Raw genomic sequence first — 22,402 nt, forward strand, 5'->3', positions numbered from 1 at the left:
TGAGAGCTTGGCCCCGACACAGCACGGTCGAGCCACAGACCGCAGGAAAGGAAGCCCCATGAGTGCACCTCCCGATCCACAGGCGTATCTGGACCAGGTGATCACCGAACTGACCGGCCCCGGCGGGGTGTTCGAGGTCGCCGAGGAGGACGTCCTCGGCGCCCGCATGCCCGTCATGCTCGGCCGCCGCGCGTCCGTCGGCGAACTCGTGCGCGACAGCGACGCGTGGGGTGACCGCGACTACCTCGTCACGCGGGACGCACGGGTCTCGTTCGCGCAGCATCGCGCCGAGGTCGCCGCCCTTGCCGCGGCGCTGCGCGAGCGTCACGGCGTCGGGCGCGGCGATCGTGTCGCGATCCTCGCCGCGAACTCGCCCTCGTGGGTGACGGCGTTCTTCGCGACACAGGTGCTCGGCGCGATCGGCGTCGGGATGAACGCGTGGTGGGCTGCGCCCGAGGTCCGTTACGGCCTCGAGCACTCCACGCCCGTCGTCGTGTTCGCCGACGCCAAGCGCGCGGCGGTCCTGGAGAGTCTCGCCGGCGACGGCGTTCTCGACGGCGTCACCGTGCTCACGCTCGAGAACGATCTGCCCGACCTCGTCGCGCAGTACCTGGGCGCTCCGCTCGACCTCGCGACCGTCGACGAGGACGATCCGTCCACCATCCTCTACACGAGTGGCACCAGCGGACGGCCCAAGGGCGCGCTGCACTCGCACCGGAACCTGCTCGCCGTCGTCGACTACCACCGGTACAACGACGGACTGGCCGCCGCGTTCACCGGCCGCCGCTACGAGCCCACCGAACCCAGCGAGCTGCGGTACCTGCTGACGTCACCGCTGCTCCACATCGCGTCGCTGCACAATCTCGTCGTCCCGCGGCTCGCGACCGGCAGCGCCGTCGTCATGCCCGAGGGTGGTTTCGACGTCGACGCCGTCCTCTCGCTCGTCGAGCGGGAGCGCGTCACCAACTGGGGCGCCGTCCCGACGATGGCCGCGAGACTGCTCGCCCACCCCGACGTCGAGAAGTACGATCTGTCGTCGCTGCGGGCATTCGCACTCGCCTCGGCGCCGTCGTCCGTGGCCTTCAAGGAACGGCTCAAGGAGCGGTTCGCATTCGCGCGCGACGCCCTCGTCGACAGCTACGGGCTCACCGAGTGCAGCACCGCGATCGCGGCCGCCACCGGCCCCGAACTCGAGTACTTCCCGGGAACCCTGGGCCGGCCGATCATCACGGTGAGCCTCGAGATTCGCGATCCGCTCGGCGACTGGCTGCCGGACGGCGAGGAAGGCGAGATCTGTGTGCGCAGCCCGTTCGTGATGCTCGGCTACTGGAACGACGAGTCGGCGACACGCGCCGCGATCGACGACGGCCGCTGGCTGCGCACCGGCGATTTCGGTGTCGTGGAGAACGGCCGGCTGCGGTTGACGGGCCGCCGCTCGGACCTGATTCTGCGTGGCGGCGAGAACGTGTATCCGACCGAGATCGAACAGTGCCTCGACGAGCATCCCGACGTCGACGAGGCGGCGGTGGTCGGCGTCGCGCATCCCGAACTCGGCAACGAGGTGGCCGCCGTCGTCGTCGTCCGTGACGGCGCGAGCCCGAACGAGGCCGACCTGCGCTCGTTCGTGGAGTCGCGACTCGCGTACTACAAGGTGCCGACGCGGTGGCGGATCACCTCGGAGCCGTTGCCGCGCAACGCCACCGGAAAGATCGTCCGTACCCGGATCGAAGCCTGATGCGACGCCGTGTCGGGTGAGCCCGTGAGCGGACGGTTCGCGGGCCGCAGGGCGATCGTCACCGGTGCCAGTCGTGGCATCGGTGCGGCGATCGCCCAGCGGCTCGCCGCGGAAGGTGCTGCCGTCGCGATCGTCGCTCGAACCGTGGACGACGCCGGCAGCGGAGCCACCGGCTCGTTGCGCCGTGTCGCCGCCCTGATCGAGGGCGGCGGCGGCACGGCCGCGTCGATCGGTGCGTCGCTGGAGGATCCGGAGTCGCGTGGACGGATCGTCCCGGCCGCCGAAGCCGCGTTGGACGGACCGATCGACATCCTCGTCAACAATGCTGCCGCGGCGATGTTCCAGCCGTTGCGGGACTACCCCGCGAAACGCGCGCACCTGACCTTCGAGGTGAACGTGCATGCGCCGCTCACTCTTTCACAGCAGGTGATTCCGGGGATGCGCGAGCAGGGCGAAGGGTGGATCGTCAACATCGGCAGTGGAACCTCGCGGCTGCGTCCTGTGGAGTTGCCGCGCGACGGCACCACCGACCTCGATGCCCCGATTCACGGGACGGCGCTGTACGGGATGAGCAAGGCGGCACAGGACCGCATGACGGCGGGACTGGCTGCCGAGCTGGCCGGCACCGGCATCCGCGTCAACTCGGTGCGACCCCGGTCCGCCGTCGCGACGGCGGGTGCACTGTCGATCGCGTCGGACATGGTCGGTTCGCAGTGGTTCGTGCCGGAGTCACTCGAGGAGATGACCGAAGCCGTCGTGTTCGTGTGCGACTGCGCCCCCACCTACACCGGACGCATCGAGGCGAGCCTCGACATCCTCGAACGCGAGGGAATCACCGCCCTCGGCCTGGACGGCACCTCGCTCTCGACGTGACGCGGCACCGCCGTCGCCGTCGCCGCGGTGGTCCACCACCCCGCCACCGGCCCCCAGTCGCGCTGGCGCAATGTCACATGGTGCGCTCTCGGTGCACACGATGTGACATTGCGCCACAACGGATCAGGACTCGGCGACGGTCGCGCGTGCCCATCGGTAGTCCGCTTTGCCGCTCGGCGAGCGCACGATCTCCGGCACGACGACGAAGCTGCGCGGCACCTTGTAGCCGGCGAGGCCGCCGCGGCAGTGCTCGGTCAACTCGGCCTCGTCGATCACCGCCGCCGGATCGCGTAGCGCGATCACCGCGCACACGCGTTCGCCGTAGCGGTCGTCGGGCGCACCCGCGACGACGGCGTCGAACACCGCGGGATGGCCCTTGAGGGCGGCCTCGACCTCCTCGACGAACACCTTCTCACCGCCGGTGTCGATGCACACCGACCCGCGCCCGAGCACGACGAAACGATCCTCGCCGTCCCAGTGCGCCATGTCGCCGAGCACCGCCGAACGCCGGCCGTCGATCGTCGGAAAGGTCTCGGCCGACCGCACGGGATCGTTGTGATAGCCGAGCGGGACGTGCCCCGTCCGCGCGAGCAGACCCACCTCCGACGATCCGGGCGGGATCGGCCGGTGCTCCTCGTCGACGAGCAACATCGCTTCGCTCGCCTCGATCCGCGGGCGCCCGTCCTCACCGGTCTCGAGCACGCCGTCGACACCCGACTCCGACGCGCCGAACCCGTCCCGCAGATACAACTGCGGCAGATGCCGCCGCAACCGCGTCCGCACTGCGTCCGACCACAACGCACCGCCCGAGCCGACCATGAACAACGACGACAGGTCGAAGTGGTCGTGATGTTCGTCGATGGCGTCGGCGAGCGGGCCCGCGATGGCGTCGCCGACGACCATCACGCACCCGATCCGCTCTGCCTCGACGAGCCGCAACGCCTCGACCGGCTCGAACGTCGGCATGAGCACTTGCAGTGAGCCACTGAAGAACCCGGCGAACAGCGAGTACAGCGCGGCGCCGTGCATGAGCGGTGCCGTCACGAGATACGACATCGCGAACGTGCTCCCCGCGACGGCATCGGCGAGCGCACCTTCGTCGCGCAACGGCGGGCCCGTGAAGCTGCCCCCGCCGAGCGCCGCGAAGTAGAAGTCCTCGTGCCGCCACACCACTCCCTTCGGCAGGCCCGTGGTGCCACCGGTGTAGACGACGAAGTGATCGTCCTCGGAGCGCTGCCCGAACTCGCGCTCACCGGCGCAGTGCGCCACCTGCGTCTCGAACGGATGCACCGATGCCGCGGCATCGGAACCCTCGGCACCCACCGTCAGGACACTGCGCACCCCGGGCGCCCGGTCGCGCGCCTCCAGCGCGGCGGGCAGGAAGTCCGCACCCACCACGACGACGACGCTCTCGGAGTTGTCGTAGAGATAGGCGAGCTCGTCGCTCGTGTACCGGTAGTTGATGTTGATCGGCACGGCGCGCGCCTTGAGCGCACCCAGCACGCACTGCACGTATTCGATGCCGTTGCGCAGATGGATCGCGACGTGCTCGCCGGGCCGCACACCGGCCTCCACGAGCCAGTGGCCGAATCGGTTCGCCGCCCTGTCGAGTTCGGCGAACGTCACCCGCTCGTCGCCGCACACGATCGCGTCCCGATCGGGAACGACGTCGACGACGGCCTCGAACAGATCCGCGAGATTGAGTGCCATCGGCCGCCCGTCAGCGATTCAGGTTGCCGAAGTCGACGGGCACGGCCGCGCCCGTCGTGTAGCGGGCGTCGTCGGAGCACAGCCAGGCGACGACGGCCGCGACGTCCTCGGGTTGCAGGATCGTGTAGGGCAGCGTGTTCATGTAGATGGGCGAGAGCGTGTGCTGGAACCGGTCGAGCAGCGGCCCCATGTCGCTCATGTCCATCCCGCTCTCGACGCCCGCGGGGTGCACGGTGTTGACGCGAATCCGGTGCTCGCCCAATTCGTTCGCCATCGTCTTGGCGAGGCCCGTCACGGCGTGCTTCGACGCGACGTAGTGGCCGGTGAAGGGCGTCCCCTTGAGTCCGGACAGCGAGGACGTGAACACGATCGACCCGCCGCGGCCGTGCTCGATCATGCGCGGAATCGCCGCCTTCGCGGTGTGGAAGACACCGGTGAGGTTGACGTCGATCGTCTCCTTCCACTGGTCGAGCCCGATCTCCCACGAGAGCGCCGAGCTGCAGATCCCGGCGTTCGCGACGACGAAGTCGGGCCCGCCGAATCGCTCCGCTCCTTCCGCGAGCACCGCGTCGACGGCGTCGAAGTCGCGGACGTCCGCCGTGCCGGCGTGGATGCGGCCACCCACCTTCTCGACGAGCCGGACGGTCTCGGCCAGATCGTCCTCGGTCGCACCGGGGTAGGACGTCGATGCGAAGTCGGTACACGCGTCGAGCACGATGAGGTCGGCGCCCTCCTCGGCGAAACGTACTGCCTCACTGCGTCCCTGGCCGCGGGCCGCGCCCGTCACGAATGCCACTTTGCCGGCGAACCGCCGGCCGGTCGAATCGTCGATCACATGAACTCCTCTGGTGGGGGGTGTGCATCGAGTACGAGCGACCGTGCCCGGTTCACCGCGGCCGCGGGAGCATCGCGGTGACGAACAAGGCATCGACCGTGACGCAGGCGTCTCCGTTCGCGGTCGTGATCTCGCCTGTCGTGCGAATCTTGCGGCCGTCGACCTCTTCGACCCGAGCCCGGACGGTGAGCGATTCGAACAGCGGTGTCGGGCGGCGGTATCGAACCGAGAGCTGCGCCGTCATGCCGCTGTGCCCGGCCCACGCGTTCGCGACACCGAGCACGTGATCGAGCAGCAGCGCCGAGACGCCGCCGTGGACGTGACCCGGCGGCCCCTGATAGGGCAGCCCGAGCGTCACCGTCGCGTCGACGGAGCCGTCGGCGCGGCCGTGGATGACGAGCGGCGGCGCGAGCACGTTCTCGGGACCGGTGACGGGATCATGCCGCGTGACGCCCTCGCCCTGCCACATGTCGATCAGCCGGTCGCTCACATCGGGCGCGTGGGCTTCGAGCTGGTCGGCGATCCGGCCGAGCTCGTCCGCGACGGCGGCGAGATCGCCCCGGGTACGGTCGGTGCGCAGCAGTGCTTCGACGAGTCGCCGCGCCTGGGCCGTCGCACGATCGATCGGGGCGTCGGCGGGTGGCGATGTGAGGACGGTGCCGTCGCGGCTGCCGTTCGCCGTCGGGTGCGCGGTCACGAGAGCTCCATCCGGCAGCGATCGAGCACGATGCGGTCGGGGTCGCCGGCGATGCTCGTGCGCAACGTCAGGCCGTCGCCGTCCCGCCACACCGCGGTGCGCAGCGTCTCCCCCGGGATCACCGGCCCCGCGAAGCGCACCGACCACGAGCGCACGCGCGCCGCCTTGCCCTCCGCGATGTCCTCGACGACGCCGCGGCACACGATGCCGTAGGTCGCGAGTCCGTGCAGGATCGGGCGATCGAAGCCCACCGCAGCGGCGAAGGCGGGGTCGATGTGCAGCGGATTGAGATCGCCGCTGAGCCTGTAGAGCGCGGCTTGCCCTGGCGCCGTGGGTGTCTCGACGACGGCGTCCGGCTCACGCTCGGGGATCTCGTCCGTGGACCCGGGCCCGGCGGGCCCTCCGAAGCCGCCTTCACCCCGCATCCAGATCTGCGACCGCGACGTCCACAACGGACCGTCCTCACCGTGTGCGTGATCCTCGAGGACGACGACGGCGGCCTTCGCCTTGTCCCAGACCTCGGCGACGCGCGACTCGATCCGCGCCGTACCCGACGCCGGGATCGGCGCGTGCACGTCGAGACGCTGACCCGCGTGGAGCAGACTCGCGAGTGGAACGTCGATGCCGGGCAACGCCATCGACGGTGCACCACGTGCACCGGACGACACTCCTTGCCCCGCGACGACGGCGAAGGTCGGCAGCACGGCGAGCTGCTTCTCGTAACACCACGCGAGATCCTGCGGATCGAGTGGATGCGTGCCCGCCCCGACTCCGAGGTGGTACAGGATCACATCACGCTCGGTCCAGGAGATCTCGCGCGTGCGCGGGGTTGCGCCGAGGGCGGCGTCGCGGTCGATGGTCATCGAATCTCCTCCGAATCGCAGTGGAGTGGCGTTGCGGGCCGGCTCATCGCGCCGGCTCCGGATCTCGGGGCAGCCCCAGAAGCCGCTCGCCGATGATGTTGAGCTGCACGTTGGTCGTGCCGCCGGCGATCGACATGCACTGCGAACTCAGCGACATCATCGTGGGGCTGCGGCGCTCGGTCGCGACCATCGCGTCCTCTCCGGTCCACTCCATCGCGACGTCCCACACCTGCTGCATGTGCTCGACGCCCAGCAGCTTGGCGACGGAGGACTCCGCCCCCGGCTGCGACCCCGCGAGAGTGCGCAGCGTCGCCCGCAGCCCGAGCAGTGCGCCCGCCTGCGCGTCGCACAACACCTGCCCGAGCACGGTGCTCCTGTGCGCGTCGAGGTCGACGCCGTCCGCGAGGTGCAGCAGCGCTTCGCCGCCCGATCCCAGCGACGATCCGCTCGACAGCGACACCCGCTCGTTGGCGAGGGTCGTACGGGCGAGGGTCCAGCCCGCGCCGGGCTCCCCGACGAGCCGGCCGTCCGGCACGAAGACCTCGTCGAAGAACACCTCGTTGAAGAGAGATTCGCCGGTGATCTCGCGCAGCGGCCGAATGTCCAGCCCTTCGCTGTTCTTCATGTCGATCAGGAAGTACGACAGGCCCTTGTGTTTCGGCGCGGCGGGATCGGTTCGCGCGAGGCAGATTCCCCAGTCGGCCTCGCGGGCCATGGACGTCCACACCTTCTGCCCGGTGAGCGACCAACCGCCGTCGACCTTCACCGCGCGAGTCGTGAGCGACGCGAGGTCGGAGCCGGCGCCCGGCTCGGAGTACAACTGGCACCACACGATGTCGCCGCGCAGCGACGGCGGAACGAACCGCTGCTGCTGTTCGCCGGTGCCGTGGGCGATCAGCGTCGGGACGACCCAGTTGCCGATGATCATGTCGTGCGGGGTGAGGTCGGCGCGCCGCAGTTCCTCCGCGACGACGAGTTGCTCGACGGCATCGGCGCCCCGGCCCCACGGCGCGGGGAGATGAGGTGCGGTGAAACCGCGTTCGGCGAGCGCGGCCGTGCGGCCGGACTCGTCGAGCTCCACGACGGCGTCGAGATCCGCGCGCACGCGGGCCCGGATCTCGTCGGCGTGGGGCGGCAGGTCGACGCCGAGCTCGCGGCGCACGCCGTCCCGCGTCAGGTCGGCGACGCGCCGATGCCACTGCGCCGTGGACCCGGTCAGCAGCCGAAGGCTCTGCGCCCTGCGGAGATACAGGTGGGCGTCGTGCTCCCAGGTATAGCCGATGCCGCCGAGGACCTGGATGCAGTCGGTCGTGACCCGGGCCGCCGCGTCGAGCGCGGTGGCGCCCGCGACCGCAGCGGCGAATGTGGCCTCGCGGTCCCCGGCCGGGGCCGCGCCGATCGCGCGCGCGGCGTCCCACACCGTCGCGCGCGCCACCTCGACACGGGTGAGCATCCGGGCGACGGTGTGCTTGACACCCTGGAACTGGCCGATGACGCGGCCGAACTGCTCACGGACCGCGGCGTATTCGGCCGCGGTCGCGAGCGCGCGTTCGGCGACCCCCGCGGCCTCGGCACCCGCGAGCACGACGACGACGTCGCGGATCCGCTCGGCGTCCAGGTCGACGAGTTCGGCACGAGCGCCGTCGGCGGTGAGCCGGGCGGCGCGGCGCACGACGTCGTGGCTGTCGAGATCGGTGACCTCGACGCCGTCACGTGGGACCGTCACGAAGACCGTGTCCTCGCCGTCGACGGCGGCGACGAGCAGCACGTCGGCGCACTGCCCACCGACGATCAGGCCGGAGTCACCGGTGATGAGCACATGCCCGTCCTCGCGCGTGACGCGGAGCGTCCCGGGCGACAGTGCGATCCCGCCCGTGGTCTCCCCCGCCGCGATCGCGGCGGCGAGGTCGTCGTCACCGGCCGCACCTGCGACGACGGCGAGGGCGATGCTCGGGAGCGTCGGGCCCGGAACGAGCGAGCGGCCGAGCTCCTCGACGACGACAGCGGCCTCGACGAGACCGAGCCCCGCGCCGCCGAGCCGTTCGTCCGTCGCGATACCGAGGGCACCGAGTTCGGCGAGGGACGGCCAGAAGAGCGGTCGCCGCTCGCTTTTCGCGTCCACGGCCTCACGGACGACCTCGGGTGTGACGGTGCGCTGCGCCCACGTCCGGACGGCGTCGCCGAGGTCGCGCTCGTCGGCCGTCATCGCGAGTGTCCGTGTGGTGCTCACGGCGCTCACCCGATCCGTTCGATGACGGTCGCGGTGGACATGGCCCCGCCCGCGCACATCGTGACGAGTGCGGTCTCACGATCGCTCCGCTCGAGTTCGTGCAGTGCCGTCGTGATGAGCCGCGCACCCGTCGACCCGACCGGATGCCCGAGCGCGATGGCGCCGCCGTTCACGTTGACCCGATCGAGGTCGGCCTCCAGCACCTGCGCCAAGGGCGGCCGACGGACGCGAACGCCTCGTTGATCTCCACGATGTCGATGTCCGCCAACGTCATCGACGCGGCGTCGAGCACGGCCCGGGTCGCGTCGATCGGCCCGTCGAGATGATACCAGGGCTCCGAGCCGACCATCGTCGCCGCCCTGATCCGTGCCCGCGGGACGAGCCCCTGCGCGCGGGCCCAGTCCTCGTCCGCGAGCAGGACGGCTGCGGCGCCGTCGCTGATCTGGGAGCTGTTTCCCGCCGTGTGGATGTGGCCGTCGACGACCGGCTTCAGACCGGCGAGGGCCTGCGCCGAGGTCTCGCGCAGTCCCTCGTCTCGCGAGACGGTGCCGTCCGGCGTGGTCACGGGCGCGATCTCGCGATCGAAGCGGCCCTCGTCCCACGCCTGCCGCGCGCGTTGCTGTGAGCGGAGACCGAAGGCGTCGACGTCGCCGCGCTTGATCCCGCGGCGTTCGGCGATGCGCTGGGCGGCGGTGAACTGGTCGCCCATGTCGATGCTCCAGTCGTCCGGGTAGGGGCTCCCGGTCTCGGGAGTTCTCGCCTGTCCCAGGAACACTCGGCTCATCGACTCGACACCGCACGCGATGCCCGCGCGGATCTGGCCGGACGCGACGAGACCCGAGACGATGTGTGCGGCCTGCTGCGAGGAGCCGCACGCGCAGTCGATCGTCGTCGCCGCGACGCTGTGGTCGTGCCCGGCGTGCAACCATGCGAGCCGCGCGACGTTGTTGGACTGCTCCCCCGCCTGTGTCACGCACCCGGCGACGATCTGACCGATCCCGGTGTCCGCGACTCCGGCGCGCTCCAGCAGCGCGGTCTGTGCCCTGCCCAGCAGGTCGGCGGCGTGGAGGCCGGACAGGCCCCCGCCGCGCTTGCCGATCGGGGTGCGGACGGCGTCGACGACGACCACGTCTCCCATGGTCACTCCTCACGTTCGAGAATAGAATGAATTTCAGTTTTGTCGGTGTGCGGGGTCGCCCGCGTCGAACACCGCGCTGTCAGCGATCGGGGAACCCGACGAGCAGCAGCTCGCAGCCGCGCCGGATGTCCTCCTGTGCCTCGGCGGCCGACACCCGGCCGTTGAGGCACGACTGCACGATGCCGAACCACAGATGCACGAGCAGTCGCAGCGACGTCGCCTCGCCCGCGGTCGGATTCTCGACGCCCGCGACGTCGAGCAGGATCTGCCGGAACCGCTCGTCGACGCGCGTCGCGTCGGGCACCAGCAGCGCGTTCGCGGTACTCGTCGACCCGATCATCGCGGTCGAGAGGGCGTGATTCGACAGCAGCGCGCGCGTCGCCTTGACCAGCACGGTGTACACGGCCTCCGACGGCGAGGTGCGGCGCCCCGGGTTGCGGGTGAGCGCGGCGTGCAGCGATTCCACCTGATCGAGGGTGACCGCGACGAACAGGTGCGTCTTCGACGGGAAGTAGCGGTAGAGCGTGCCGATCGCGACCCCCGACATCCGCGCGACGTCGTGCATCTGCACGCGGGCGAACTCCTTCTGCCCCGCGAGCGTCGCCGCGGCGACGAGCATGCGCTGATGCCGCGCGTGCTGCTCGTCCGAGCTCGGCTCGGCCGCGTCGCGTGCGGCTGCGATCCTCGGCATCGGTCGTCCTCCCCGTCGTGGTCGCTTTCGATTGTGACATCCGTCGCACGGCCCGGGGGCATGCGTTCCGATCACCGAGACCGTCCGCCACCGCGATCACACCAGATTGTCTTCGACCGGCAGCCCGAACACACCCCGGCCGTAGAGCGCGAGCGCCCGTGGGACCTCGTTCGCGACGTGAACACCGCCGGCGTGCGCATCGCGCCACGCACGCTCGATCGGATTCCCACGCCCGAGCGAGGACCCGCCCGCCGTCGTGAACAGCGTGTCGATCGCCTCGAGCGCCCGTTCCGTCGCAAGGACCTGGTCACGTCGCAGCCGCAGCCGCATTTCCATCGGGATGGGTCGATCGGCGGTCGCGCACTCCCACATCGCCGTGATGTTGTGCTCGAGTTGCAGGCGAGCGGCGTCGATGGACGACGACGCGCGCGCGAGCGCCACCTGAGCGAACGGGTCCTCCGCGAATCGGCCGCCGCCGAGGCTGAGTCTCGTCCGGTCGCGCATCGCCGCGACGTAGCGCTCGTAGCAGCCGGCGACAGTGCCGACGATCGGCATCGCGACGGCCGTCGTGAACATCGCGGCGAACGGAATCCGGTACAGCGGGCCGGGATTGAGCCGGTGGCCCGGCACCGACAGCCGCGCCACGTCGTAGTTGCGCAGCATCCGGTGCGCCGGCACGTGCGCTCCCGCGACGACGATCTCGTTGCTCGCCGTCCCACGCATGCCCACGGTGTCCCACACGTCGTTGACGGTGTAGTCGGCCGCGGGAACGAGCACCGTCACGAAGTCGACCGCACGTCCGTCGTCCGCGACCAGTTTGGCGCCGAGCAGCGCCCATCCCGCGTAGTCGCAGCCGGAGGCGAACATCCAGCGCCCGTCGAGGACGTATCCGTCGGCGGTGGGCGTCAGCGTGCCGACGGGCGAGTACGACGAGCAGATCCGCGCCGCGGGCTCGGCCCACACCTCGTGCTGCGCCTCGGGCGCGAACAGGGCGACGTGCCACGGGTGCACGCCGAGGATCGACGCGACCCAGCCTGTCGACGCGCACGCCGCCGACAGTTCGCGCACCACCTCGTAGAACTGCATCGGCGTCGTCTCGAGCCCGCCGAACCGCGCGGGCTGCAGCATCCGGAACACGTAGGCGCGGTCGAGCGCGTCGATCGTCGCCGTGGAGATCCGCCTGGTCTCGTCGACGCTCTGGGCGCGTTCCGCGACGTCCGGGACCATCTCGCGCACCGCATCCCGCACCGATGCGGCGTCGCGACTGCTCGCCGCCGAGCGCCGACGCGCGCGTCTCGGCGTGGAGGTGGCCTCGGCCGGACGGACGGAGGACATCGGCGTCTCCCTTCGCTCGCGGGCGGTTCGACCACGACGATCGCCGACGACGCGCGCACACGCATCCGGCTGTCTCGGACACCGGGAACGCGGCAGCCCGCCGGAGCCCGCCTGCCTACGTTCGACCGTATCCGGTGAGAGACCCCGGTGAGAGAGGAGACCCCCGTGACCGCACCACAGCAGCCCGGCGACGCCGTGCGCGAGATCGAGTCGGGCACCCCGCCGACGAGGTTCGCGCGAGGATGGCACTGCATCGGCCTGGCGAAGGACTTCGCCGACGGCGAGCCGCACGCACTCGAGGCGTTCGGGACCAAGCTGGTCGTGTTCGCCGATTCGCAGGGCGAACTGCACGTGCTCGACGCGTTCTGCCGTCACATGGGCGGCGACCTCAGCAAGGGCACGATCAAGGGCGACGCGGTCGCGTGCCCGTTCCACGACTGGCGCTGGTCCGGCAACGGCCGGTGCACGGACATCCCCTACGCACGGCGGGTTCCGCCGCTGGCCCGTACCCGGACCTGGCACACGCTGCAGCAGGACGGCATGGTGTTCGTGTGGCACGACCCCGAGGGCAATCCGCCGAACGTGGACGTGCCGCGGATCGCAGGCGCGACCGACCCCGAGTGGACCGACTGGGTCTGGTACCAGACGACCGTCGACACGAACTGCCGTGAGGTCGTCGACAACGTCGTGGACATGGCGCACTTCTTCTACGTGCACTACTCGTTCCCGACGTACTTCAAGAACGTCTTCGAGGGTCACGTCGCGACGCAGTTCATGAACGGCCAGGCCCGTCAGGACACCCGGCCGCAGGCGTCGGGACAGCCGGTGATGCTCGGGAGCCGTTCCGAAGCATCGTATTTCGGCCCGTCGTTCATGGTCGACGACCTGAAGTACGAATACGAGCACTACACGATCGACTCGGTTCTCATCAACTGCCACTATCCCGTCGACGCGAATCGCTTCGTGCTGCAGTACGGCATCATCGTGCGCAAGTCCGAGCAGCTGCCGGCCGACGCCGCGGACGTGACGGCGAAGAAGTTCGGCGACTTCATCGCGAAGGGCTTCGAGCAGGACATCGAGATCTGGAAGAACAAGACGCGCATCGAGAATCCGCTGCTGTGCGAGGAGGACGGCCCCGTCTATCAGCTGCGCCGCTGGTACGAGCAGTTCTACGTCGACGTCGCCGATGTCACCGCGGAGATGACCGACCGCTTCGAGTTCGAACTCGACACGACCCGCGCCGTCGCGTCGTGGCAGGACGAGGTGGCCGCGAATCTCGCCGCCCGCGAGTCCGATACGCGGGAGCCCGGCGATGCAGCCGCTGCAGTGCGCTGACTGCGGCGCGTGCGTGAGCGTCGGCAAGAACAGCTGGGAGCACACCGCCGTGCAGTGGACGGAGCAGGCGCGGCGCGTGTGCCCCGAGCTCGCCGAGCGCACCGCGCGCCGTCCCGACGCACCACATCCCGGCTGCCGGACCCTCTCCGAGGCCATCACGCGCGCGGCGCAGGAGGGGGCGATCCCGATCAGCGACACCGATCCGGTGCCGCGGCCGATGGTCGTGTGAACAGACCTGCCACCCAGCACCACTACGTGTACATGCCGAGGAGACAGACATGATCGATACCGACCGATACGGGCCGTGGGCAGTCGTCGCCGGTGGTTCGGAGGGCGTGGGCGCCGCCTTCGCGACCGAACTCGCCGCCGCCGGAACGAACCTCGTTCTCATCGCACGCAAACCGGAACCACTGCAGGAGACGGCGCGGCAGGCGCGGGAACTGGGCGCCGAGGTGCGTACGCTCGCGCTCGACCTGCTCGCCGCCGACGCGGTCGATCGCATCGCGCGCGAGACCGCCGACATCGAGGTCGGGCTGCTCGTCTACAACGCCGGCGCCAACAGTTACGGCAGCGAGTTCGCGACCGGCGAGCTCGACCGGCTGCGCGCCGTCGTCGATCTCAACATCACGCGGCAACTCGATCTCGTTCACCTGTTCGCACCCGCGATGCGGGAACGTGGCCGCGGCGGAATCGTTCTCGTCGGCTCGATGTCCGGGTACATGGGCGCCCCGAACCAGAGCGTGTACTCGGCGTCGAAGGCGTTCACCAACGTCTTCGCCGAAAGCCTGTGGGTCGAACTCGAACCGCACGGTGTCGACGTCCTCGACCTCGTCCTCGGCGTGACGCGGACCCCCGCGATGCAGCGGGCGGGCCTCGACTTCGACATCCCGGGGATGCTCGTCGCCGAACCCGTCGACGTCGCGCGCGAGGGGCTAGCGCACCTGACCGACGGGCCCGTGTGGATCGCGGGCGGAAACTACGCGGCCGTCCGCAAGCGGGCCGAGTTCCCCCGCACCGACCGCGTCCGCGCCGCCGCCGAGGGAATGCGCGCGCTCATGCGCCGCTGACCCCACGAGTCGCGACAGCGACGCCACGCACGACAGCGGCCCTGCACGATGTGTGCAGGGCCGCTGCCGCGATGCGCTACGGCGCGAAGGCCGCCAGCGGCTCCGATGCGGACCAGTCGTGGCCCCAGTAGCTGTCGGCGGTGATCTCCTCGGCGCTGTAACTGTTCTCGTCGACGAGCATTCCCTCGGTGCCGAACTCGAGGTCCCAGCCGCCGGGCGCACGCACGTAGAACGACACCATCTTGTCGTTCGTGTGCCGGCCGAGGGTCGACGAGATCGTGAAGCCGAGCTTCCCGAGACGATCGAGCGCCTGCCCGACAGCGTCGAGGGTGTCGACCTCGGTCATGAGGTGAACGAGCCCCGGCTTGTCGGTCGGCGGTGCGGGACACAGCGCGAGGCTGTGATGACGCTGGTTGACGCCGAGGAAACGCACGCGCGCTGCGGGTCCCGGCGCCGACGGATCCCCGACGCGGATCGCGCCGCGCGGAAGGAAGCCGAGGGTGTCGGTGTAGAACGTGTAGGCCTCGTCGAACGCCGTCGCCGGCAACACGACGTGGCCGAGTCCCTGCCCGCCCGTGACCCATCGGCCACCGAACGGCGTGACGACGGGCGAGTGGTCGAGCACCGGCCCGAAGAACACCTCGAGGCGCGTTCCCGCGGGATCGTCGAACGCGATCACGGCCTCGGCGTCACGTTCCCGCGACTGCGCATCCGTGAGCACCTCGACGGCCGTGCCCGCCTTCTCGACGGCCTCCTGGACGCGCGCGAGTGCGTAGTGATCGCGCACCTCCCAGCCCACGGCGAGCGCACGATCCTCCGCGCCCGGCAGCACCTGGAGGCGCGAACGGCGTTCGTCCACACGCAGATACAGCCCGTCGGGCGCGGAGCCGGTGCCCTCCGCCATGCCGAGACCGTCGACGACGAGTTCTCGCCATCGCGGCACATCGGTGGACTGCACGCGCAGATACCCGAGACTGTGGATGTCGGTCATGCTGTCCTCTCTCGTTTCGTGGCCGGATCGTCCGGGGCTCAGATCATGGCGCGGTGAACACCCTGCGGTTCGCCGCCCATCTGAGTCAGGGCCGAGGCGTGGAAGATCGATCCGGGGACGTGGATCGCATGCTGGAGCCCGGCGTGCGCGTCGCGCCAGAACCGCTGCAACGGCGTCGCCAACTGCAGTGCGCCGCCGCCCGATCGCGCGAAGATCTCGTCGACGGCACGCACCGCTCGCCACGCCGCGGCGGTCTGCGTCCGGCGGCCGACCGCACGCTGCTCGAACGTGACCTCCTGCCCCTTCTCCGTCATGTCCCAGAACCTGTCGACGGTGTCGAGGATCGCCGCCCGCGACGCCGCGATCTCCGCGGCCGCGTCACCGATCGCGAACATCACGTACGGGTCGTCCTTGATCGGCAGGCCGTAGACCGTGACCCGTTCGCGCTGCGCGGCGATGTTGCAGGCGAGCGCACCTTCTGCGATGCCGATGAGCGACGACGTGATGCCGAGCGGGAAGATGCACGAGAACGGGAAGTGGTAGAGCGTCTCGTCGCGGCCGGCCTCCTTCGGAGCGCGTCCGTCCTGCACCTTGTCGGCGGCGATCGTCCGGTAGTCGGGGATGAACGCGTCGCGGACGATCAGGTCCTTCGACCCGGTCCCCCGCAGCCCCACCACGTTCCAGCTCTCGGCGTCGATCTCGTAGTCCGAGCGCGGCAGCACGACGTGCAGCGCCTGCGGCGGGCTGAGCGGCTTTCCGTCGCTGTCGCCGATCGCGGCACCGATCATCACCCAGCCGCAGTGGTCGGTTCCGGACGAGAACGACCAGCGCCCGTTGAGGATGTAGCCACCGTCGACGGGACGCGCCACACCCATCGGTGCGTACGGCGACGCCATCCACATCTCGGGGTCCTCGCCCCAGACCTCTTCCTGCGCACGCGGATCGAAGAACGCCAGCTCCCACGGGTGCACGCCGACGATGCCCGAGACCCAGCCCGTCGCGCCGTCGAGCGCACCGATCGCCATGACGGTCTCGGCGAACTCACGCGGGTGCGCCTCCTGGCCGCCGTACTCCTTCGGCTGGAACATCCGCATGACGCCGGCCTCGCGCAGCCGCTTCGCGGACGTGTCGCTCAGCCGCATCAGACGGTCGCCCTCGACGCCTTCCGCCCGCAGCTCGTCGGCGTACTGTTCGATCCGATTCAGTACCTCGCCGGGCTTCGCTACCTCACTCATGGTGCAGTCCTCACTTCTGTTGTACGCGAATGTCGTCGGACCACGCCCCGCCGGCGTGGCGGGGTCATCGCGCGCCGGTGTCCTTGCGGCGCAGGAAGGCGAGGACGGCGCTATCGAACGCGGTCTTCTGCTCGATCATCGCCCAGTGCCCGCACTGCGGAAACACGTGCAGTTCGGCACGCGGGATCGTGCGCATCGGCAGCAACGACATGTCCAGCGGGCTGACGCGGTCGTCGCGTCCCCACGTGAGCAGCACCGGCGCGCTGATCTTGTGCATCCGCGCCCAGTAGGGCGTCGCGTCGGATTCCGCCTGCGCACGCATCCCCGCCTCGAACGCCGCGCGGCTGTACATCCGACGGGCCGACTCGAGCGTTCCCGGCTCGGTCGCCTGCGTCCAGCGCTCCTCGATCAGTTCGTCGGTGACGAGCGCGGGGTCGTAGACCATCGAGTGCAGCCACGCGATCAGCCGCTCACGGGTCGGATCGTCGGTGAAGTCCATCAGCAGGTTGATGCCCTCGCCCGGGCCGGGGCTGAAGATGTTCTTGCCGATGCCGCCGATCGTGACGAGCTTGTTCACACGCTCGGGATGATCGATCGCCATGTTGATGCCGACCATGCCGCCCATCGAGTTGCCGACGACCGCGACGTCCTGCAGGTCGAGTGCGTCGAGGAAGTCGACGGCCGCGCTCAGCGCATCGACCATCGGGTGCCCGCCGAAGTCGTCGCTCACGCCGAAGCCGGGGAACTCGAGCACGAGCGTGCGGAAGTGCTCGGCGAAGACACCGAGGTTGCCGCGGAAGTTGCGCCAGCCCGTCACGCCGGGGCCCGAGCCGTGCAGCAACAACAGTGGTGGTCCGTCGCCGGCCTCGTGGTAGCGCAGCACCCCGCGCTCCGTCCGGACTTCCTTCAGCGTCGCCTCGTACGTCACGTCGATCGTCATGGGTGCCACGCTGCCAACGGATCACGCCGCCCGGCAGCGTCGCTCCCGCCCAATGAGACGACCCGGTCCGCGGCGACCGATCCGGCTCCTACGTTCGGGGGGCACGTTCGGCCTGCACTTCGACGAGCGGCCTGCACTTCGACGAGGATGGGGAAGATTCCCGTGGTCACCACCGAGAGCACACACGCACCGACGCCCGAGGAGATGCGGCGGCTGATGGGCCGATTCGCGAGCGGCGTCACCATCGTGACGGCACTCGACGACGACGAGCCCGTCGGATTCGCGTGTCAGTCCTTCGCGTCGGTCTCGCTCGATCCCCCGCTCGTCCTGTTCTGCGCCGCGCATTCGAGCAGGTCCTGGCCCCGCATCCGGTCCGTCGGACGGTTCGCGATCAACGTGCTCGCGGAACCGCAGTCCGACGTGTGCGGCGCCTTCGGCACCCGCGACGGACGCAAGTTCGACGGCCTCGACTGGAACGTCTCACCGTGGGGCACGCCGTCGCTGGACGGAGTGCTCATGCGCGTGCACGCCGAACTCCACGACGTCCACGTCGCGGGTGATCACGACGTCGTCGTGGGCCGCGTCCTCGGCCTCGAGTCCGGCGCCGCCGAGCGTCCGATGCTGTTCTACTGCGGCCGATTCGGGATCGAGACCCCCGAGGTCTGATCGCCTGCCGGGCGCGCGAGTCAGAGCCAGCCCGTCGGTGGCATCGAGAGCATCCGGTCGAGCGCCGGCGGCGTCCAGCTCGGGGGAACGGCGTCGGGCACCGCGCGCGTCCGCCGCCGCCCGGTCTCGGGGAACAGCGCCCCGGTGACGTCGCGCGCCGCTTCGGCGACGATCGGCGCGACGCGTTCGAGGTGGACCTCCTGCGTCCGCCCGGCCAGCGAGATCGACGCGACGGGGCCGTCGTGGCCGCGCACCGCGACCCCGACGCAGGACACGCCCCGCACGGCCTCGTCGCGTTCGAACGCGACGCCGTGGCGGCGGCGGATACGCCCGAGTTCCTGGTGGAGCAGGGACACGTCGCCGATGGTGCGTTCGGTGGCCCGGCGCGGGTACTCGTGCCGATAGAGATCGTCGACGGATTCCGGGTCGAGCCACGCGAGCAGCGCTTTGCCGCATGCCGTCGCGTGCGCGGGCACCCGGCCGCCGACGCGCGACGGCAGCGCCGCGGCCAGCTTGCCTCCGATCTTGTCGAGATACACCCCGTCGCCGCCGTCGAGCACCGAGAGATGGACGACGAGCCCGGTGCGCATGTGCAGTGTGTGGAGCACCGGTGCCGCGGCTTCGCGGATCCGCGCGTGGCCGTCCGGGTCCGCACCGAAGCCGAGCGAGCGACGGCCGAGGCAGTAGCCGAACGACGCGTGCTCGATCCAGTCGAGCTTCACGAGCTGATCGAGGATCCGGTGCACCGTCGAGCGCGGCAGTCCCGCTCTGCAGGACACCTCCTCCAGAGTGAGGCGCGTCGTCGGAGCATCGAAGGAATCGAGAATCAGCGTCACTCGTTCGACCATCGACACGGGCGCGTCGCGGGGAGGCTGCGGGGCGGCGTCATCGGCTGTCGCACCGCGACTCTCGGGAACGGTTTGATCGACGTCGAGGACGGTCATCGGGAACCTCCTGCTCCGAAAATGAAATTGATTCTTTTCGTGACACTAGCCTCACCGTGCCGGATTTGTGAAGTAGATAACAGGAACGAATTCCGGCCATCGGGATCGCGGCGTCACAGATCGCCGGTACCGGGTTAGACACGAGCGGAACGCACACACCGACAGAAGGGCACGGACGCGAACGTGAGAATCGGAGTCGCGACACCGATCGTGACGGCACACCCCGCGACCAGCCGGCCCTGGGAGACCACAGCAGGGCCCGACGACCTGCGTCGCATCGCACGTGCCGCCGACGACCTCGGCTACGACCATCTCGGCTGCAGCGAGCACGTCGCCGTGCCGGTCGCCGCGGGAACCGAGCGCGGCACCGTGTACTTCGATCCGGTCGCGACGCTCTCCCACCTCGCGGCCACGACGACGCGAATCCGCCTCGCGACGCTCGTCGTCGTCCTCGGCTACCACCACCCGCTCGAGATCGCGAAGCGCTACGGCACGCTCGACGTCCTGAGCGGAGGCCGCGTCGTCCTCGGCGTCGGCGTCGGCAGTCTGCGCGAGGAGTTCGATCTGCTCGGCGCGGAGTTCGCGGGTCGCGGCGACCGCGCCGACGACGCCCTGCGCGCCCTGCACGCGTCGTTCGGGACACCCCGTCCCCGCTACGACGGCACGCACTACAGCTTCGCGGACATGGAGGTCCGGCCGCACTCCGCCGGCGCCGTCCCGATCTGGGTCGGTGGCCGCACCCTCCGATCCCTGCGTCGTGCAGTCGATCTCGGCAACGGCTGGGTCCCTTTCGCGCTGTCCGCCGACGAGACGTCGACGCTCCTCGCGAAGGTCGAGACTCCCCCTGACTTCGAGGTCGTCCTGTCGTGCACCGTCGACCCCGTCCGCGAACCGGACCGCACGCGCACCGCACTCGACCGCCTGCGCGACACCGGCGCGACCGTCGCCAAGACCTCCGTGATCGCCGACGACCCCGCTGGATTCGTCGACGCCCTCGTCGCGCTGCGCGAGCTGGCCGAACCGATGGGCATCGCCTTCGCCCCCGCCGGCGGCGAGGTGCCCCCGGCCTCACGAACGACGGCCTCACGAGCATCGGACCCACGAACAGAGGGAGCACCCGCATGACGGCTTCATCGGCCTCGCCCGCCGCATCGCAAACCGACCCCACCGAGCGACTGAACGACCTCGAGCGACGCCTCGCCGACGTCGAACGACAGCTGGGCACCGTCGAGGACACGCTCGCGATCACCCGCCTGATGACGGCCTACGGACCCGCCGTCGATGCGGGCTGCGAGGAGGCCGTCGCCGATCTGTGGACCGAGGACGGGGTGTACGACATCGACACCGGTATCCTTCGCGGGCACGACGAGATCGCCGCGATGGTCCGGTCCCAGGGGCACCGGAACTGGATCGACGGTGGCTGCGGTCACGTTCTCGAACCCGGGCACATCCGGATCGACGGCGACACCGCCGTCGCGACCTGCAAGTCTCAGCTGATCGCGTACGACGGTGAGGCGTTCCGCGTGCAGCGAGTCACCGCGAGCCGGTGGGAGATGGTCAAACGCGACGGGCAGTGGAAGGTGACGAGGCGTGTCGGACGGATCCTCGACGGACGGGCGGACGCACGCGAGCTCCTCGCGACCGGCGTCGGCTGACATGAGCGCCGCGCGCCCCGAGCGACGCATCGTGCCGATCCTCGCGTTCGCGGGCATCGTCGCGGCGCTCATGCAGACCCTCATCGTTCCGCTCGTCCCGGCACTTCCGACACTGCTGGACACCTCGCCGTCGACGGCGTCGTGGGCGGTCACCGCGACGCTGCTCGCGGGGGCGGTGACGACGCCGATCGCGGGCCGCGTCGGCGACATGATCGGCAAGAAACCCGTCGTGATCGCATGTCTGACGTCGCTCACGATCGGCTCGGTGGTGTGCGCGCTCGCGACGAGTGCGGCTCCGTTCGTGGTCGGCAGGGCCCTGCAGGGAGCCGGGATCGGCACCATCGCGCTCGGCATCAGCATCATGCGCGACCGCCTGCCCGCCGAACGCGTCGGTTCGGCGATCGCCGTCATGAGCGCGACACTCGGCGTCGGCGGCGCGGTGGGCACGCCCGTCGCCGCCCTCGTCGCCGAACGCGCGCACTGGCACGTCGTCTTCTGGGGTGCCGCGGCATTCGGCGTGGTCGCGATCGTCGCCACGACGTTCGGCATCGCCGCCGACACCGTGCGCGCCCCTGCCCGGTTCGACGTCGTCGGCGCCGTCGGGCTCGCGGTCGGCCTGGTCTCGGTGCTGCTCGTCATCACGAAGATCGGCGAGTGGGGCGCCACGTCGCCGACGATCGTCGGCGCCGCTGTCACCGCCGCCGTCGTCTTCGCGCTGTGGGGGCGCCATCAGTGGCGCCGGCGCGACCCCGTCGTCGATCTCCGGCTGTGCGCGAGCCGTCCGGTGCTGTTCACCAACCTCGCGTCGATCGCGGTCGGGTTCACGCTGTTCGGGATGTCGCTCATCCCGATGCAGGTCCTCATGGCCCCGCGCACCACCGGCTACGGGCTCGAGCTCACGATGCTCGAGGCCGGCCTCGTGATGGGCCCGGCGGGCCTCGTGATGTTCGCGTTCTCCCCCGTCTCCGCCGCGTGCACACGGCGCTTCGGGCCGCGCGCGACGCTCGGCCTCGGCGCGGTCGTCCTCGGCATCGGGTACGCCGTGATGTTCGCGATGAACCTGGGCGTCGCTGCGATCCTCGTCTCGACGATGGTGATCGGTGCGGGGATCGGGATCGCCTTCGGTGCCATGCCCGCGCTCATCATGGCGGCGGTTCCCGTCTCCGAGACCGCGGCCGCGATGGGGCTCAACTCGCTCATGCGCTCGATCGGGACGTCGACGTCGGCGGCCGTGATCTCGGCGATCCTCGCCGGCATGACGATGGACGCGGCGGGCGGACAGCTTCCGTCGTCCGCGGCGTTCGCGGTCGCGATCGGTGTGTCGATCGCTGCGGCCGTCGTGACCCTCCTGCTGGTCGCGTGCATTCCGAAGCGAGCGGTCGTCGCGACACCGTCTCTCCCCCCGCTACCGGTCAGTGAGACCGCGAATCGCGGCTGATCGGCCGTCGGCGTTCACTGGCGA

At 70.3% G+C, this 22,402-nt stretch carries 20 protein-coding genes and 1 pseudogene; 9 read left to right on the forward strand and 12 right to left on the reverse strand.

The annotated features are described in order from the left end of the window. Positions 1–58: 58 nt before the first annotated feature. Together casG and RR1_RS12750 are read left to right on the forward strand one after the other, a co-directional pair. On the forward strand, positions 59–1,735 hold the full coding sequence (casG, locus tag RR1_RS12745; protein ID WP_010837233.1) for a steroid-24-oyl-CoA synthetase: 1,677 nt from the start codon (positions 59–61) through the stop codon (positions 1,733–1,735). Between the two features lie 24 nt (positions 1,736–1,759). After that, positions 1,760–2,608, forward strand: coding sequence for an SDR family NAD(P)-dependent oxidoreductase (locus RR1_RS12750; protein ID WP_010837232.1), 849 nt, complete (start codon positions 1,760–1,762; stop codon positions 2,606–2,608). Between the two features lie 123 nt (positions 2,609–2,731). Here RR1_RS12750 and RR1_RS12755 read toward each other — a convergent pair whose 3' ends face one another. From RR1_RS12755 to hsaA, 8 genes and pseudogenes are all read right to left on the reverse strand, one after another. Beyond that, positions 2,732–4,318 (reverse strand): acyl-CoA synthetase, encoded by a 1,587-nt coding sequence (locus tag RR1_RS12755; RefSeq protein WP_010837231.1) that lies wholly within the window; start codon positions 4,316–4,318, stop codon positions 2,732–2,734. Between the two features lie 10 nt (positions 4,319–4,328). Beyond that, positions 4,329–5,153: a mycofactocin-coupled SDR family oxidoreductase gene (locus RR1_RS12760; protein WP_010837230.1), complete on the reverse strand. Its 825-nt coding sequence runs from the start codon at positions 5,151–5,153 to the stop codon at positions 4,329–4,331. Between the two features lie 52 nt (positions 5,154–5,205). Then, positions 5,206–5,850 (reverse strand): PaaI family thioesterase, encoded by a 645-nt coding sequence (locus RR1_RS12765; protein ID WP_010837229.1) that lies wholly within the window; start codon positions 5,848–5,850, stop codon positions 5,206–5,208. Beyond that, positions 5,847–6,713, reverse strand: a complete 867-nt coding sequence (locus RR1_RS12770; RefSeq protein ID WP_010837228.1) for a MaoC/PaaZ C-terminal domain-containing protein — start codon at positions 6,711–6,713, stop codon at positions 5,847–5,849. The genes RR1_RS12765 and RR1_RS12770 overlap by 4 nt, the downstream gene beginning before the upstream one ends. Positions 6,714–6,756: 43 nt before the next feature. Next, positions 6,757–8,919: an acyl-CoA dehydrogenase family protein gene (locus RR1_RS12775; RefSeq protein WP_040772423.1), complete on the reverse strand. Its 2,163-nt coding sequence runs from the start codon at positions 8,917–8,919 to the stop codon at positions 6,757–6,759. A gap of 29 nt (positions 8,920–8,948) precedes the next feature. Then, positions 8,949–10,081: pseudogene (locus tag RR1_RS12780) on the reverse strand (steroid 3-ketoacyl-CoA thiolase). A 79-nt stretch (positions 10,082–10,160) separates the two neighbouring features. Continuing rightward, a complete protein-coding gene (locus RR1_RS12785) occupies positions 10,161–10,772 on the reverse strand; it encodes a TetR/AcrR family transcriptional regulator (RefSeq protein WP_010837224.1) in 612 nt (203 codons plus the stop codon). A 96-nt stretch (positions 10,773–10,868) separates the two neighbouring features. After that, positions 10,869–12,020: a 3-hydroxy-9,10-secoandrosta-1,3,5(10)-triene-9,17-dione monooxygenase oxygenase subunit gene (gene hsaA, locus RR1_RS12790; RefSeq protein WP_010837223.1), complete on the reverse strand. Its 1,152-nt coding sequence runs from the start codon at positions 12,018–12,020 to the stop codon at positions 10,869–10,871. A 252-nt stretch (positions 12,021–12,272) separates the two neighbouring features. Between hsaA and RR1_RS12795 the strand changes: the two genes are divergently transcribed. Genes RR1_RS12795 through RR1_RS12805 form a run of 3 tightly spaced genes read left to right on the forward strand, consistent with a single transcriptional unit; the run spans position 12,273 to position 14,509 of the window. After that, positions 12,273–13,442 (forward strand): 3-ketosteroid-9-alpha-monooxygenase, oxygenase component, encoded by a 1,170-nt coding sequence (locus RR1_RS12795; RefSeq protein WP_010837222.1) that lies wholly within the window; start codon positions 12,273–12,275, stop codon positions 13,440–13,442. A 13-nt stretch (positions 13,443–13,455) separates the two neighbouring features. After that, positions 13,456–13,671, forward strand: coding sequence for a hypothetical protein (locus RR1_RS12800; RefSeq protein ID WP_010837221.1), 216 nt, complete (start codon positions 13,456–13,458; stop codon positions 13,669–13,671). A gap of 49 nt (positions 13,672–13,720) precedes the next feature. Next, positions 13,721–14,509: an SDR family NAD(P)-dependent oxidoreductase gene (locus RR1_RS12805; RefSeq protein ID WP_010837220.1), complete on the forward strand. Its 789-nt coding sequence runs from the start codon at positions 13,721–13,723 to the stop codon at positions 14,507–14,509. Between the two features lie 76 nt (positions 14,510–14,585). Here the strand turns inward: RR1_RS12805 and RR1_RS12810 are convergent, their stop codons facing one another. The 3 genes from RR1_RS12810 to RR1_RS12820 form a co-directional block, all read right to left on the reverse strand. After that, positions 14,586–15,500, reverse strand: coding sequence for a VOC family protein (locus RR1_RS12810; protein ID WP_010837219.1), 915 nt, complete (start codon positions 15,498–15,500; stop codon positions 14,586–14,588). Positions 15,501–15,538: 38 nt separating this feature from the next. Further along, complete coding sequence (locus RR1_RS12815) at positions 15,539–16,735, reverse strand: acyl-CoA dehydrogenase family protein (RefSeq protein WP_010837218.1); 1,197 nt, start codon at positions 16,733–16,735, stop codon at positions 15,539–15,541. A 64-nt stretch (positions 16,736–16,799) separates the two neighbouring features. Beyond that, on the reverse strand, positions 16,800–17,675 hold the full coding sequence (locus tag RR1_RS12820; protein WP_010837217.1) for an alpha/beta fold hydrolase: 876 nt from the start codon (positions 17,673–17,675) through the stop codon (positions 16,800–16,802). Positions 17,676–17,822: 147 nt separating this feature from the next. Between RR1_RS12820 and RR1_RS12825 the strand changes: the two genes are divergently transcribed. Further along, positions 17,823–18,341 carry a flavin reductase family protein gene (locus tag RR1_RS12825; RefSeq protein ID WP_010837216.1) on the forward strand — a complete coding sequence of 173 codons (519 nt, stop codon included), beginning with the start codon at positions 17,823–17,825 and terminating at the stop codon, positions 18,339–18,341. Between the two features lie 20 nt (positions 18,342–18,361). Here the strand turns inward: RR1_RS12825 and RR1_RS12830 are convergent, their stop codons facing one another. Further along, positions 18,362–19,285, reverse strand: a complete 924-nt coding sequence (locus tag RR1_RS12830) for an IclR family transcriptional regulator (RefSeq protein ID WP_010837215.1) — start codon at positions 19,283–19,285, stop codon at positions 18,362–18,364. Between the two features lie 183 nt (positions 19,286–19,468). Between RR1_RS12830 and RR1_RS12835 the strand changes: the two genes are divergently transcribed. From RR1_RS12835 to RR1_RS12845, 3 genes are read left to right on the forward strand one after another with little or no spacing between them, the layout of a single operon-like run. Further along, entirely contained in the window at positions 19,469–20,410 is a 942-nt protein-coding gene (locus tag RR1_RS12835) for a TIGR03619 family F420-dependent LLM class oxidoreductase (protein WP_010837214.1), read from the forward strand. Further along, on the forward strand, positions 20,407–20,940 hold the full coding sequence (locus RR1_RS12840; protein WP_010837213.1) for a nuclear transport factor 2 family protein: 534 nt from the start codon (positions 20,407–20,409) through the stop codon (positions 20,938–20,940). Before RR1_RS12835 ends, RR1_RS12840 begins: the two co-directional genes overlap by 4 nt. A 1-nt stretch (position 20,941) precedes the next feature. After that, positions 20,942–22,378, forward strand: a complete 1,437-nt coding sequence (locus RR1_RS12845) for an MFS transporter (RefSeq protein ID WP_010837212.1) — start codon at positions 20,942–20,944, stop codon at positions 22,376–22,378. Positions 22,379–22,402: the final 24 nt, after the last annotated feature.

Origin of the sequence: Rhodococcus rhodnii NBRC 100604, from assembly GCF_001894925.1 — a bacterium.
GTDB lineage: Bacteria > Actinomycetota > Actinomycetes > Mycobacteriales > Mycobacteriaceae > Rhodococcus_F > Rhodococcus_F rhodnii.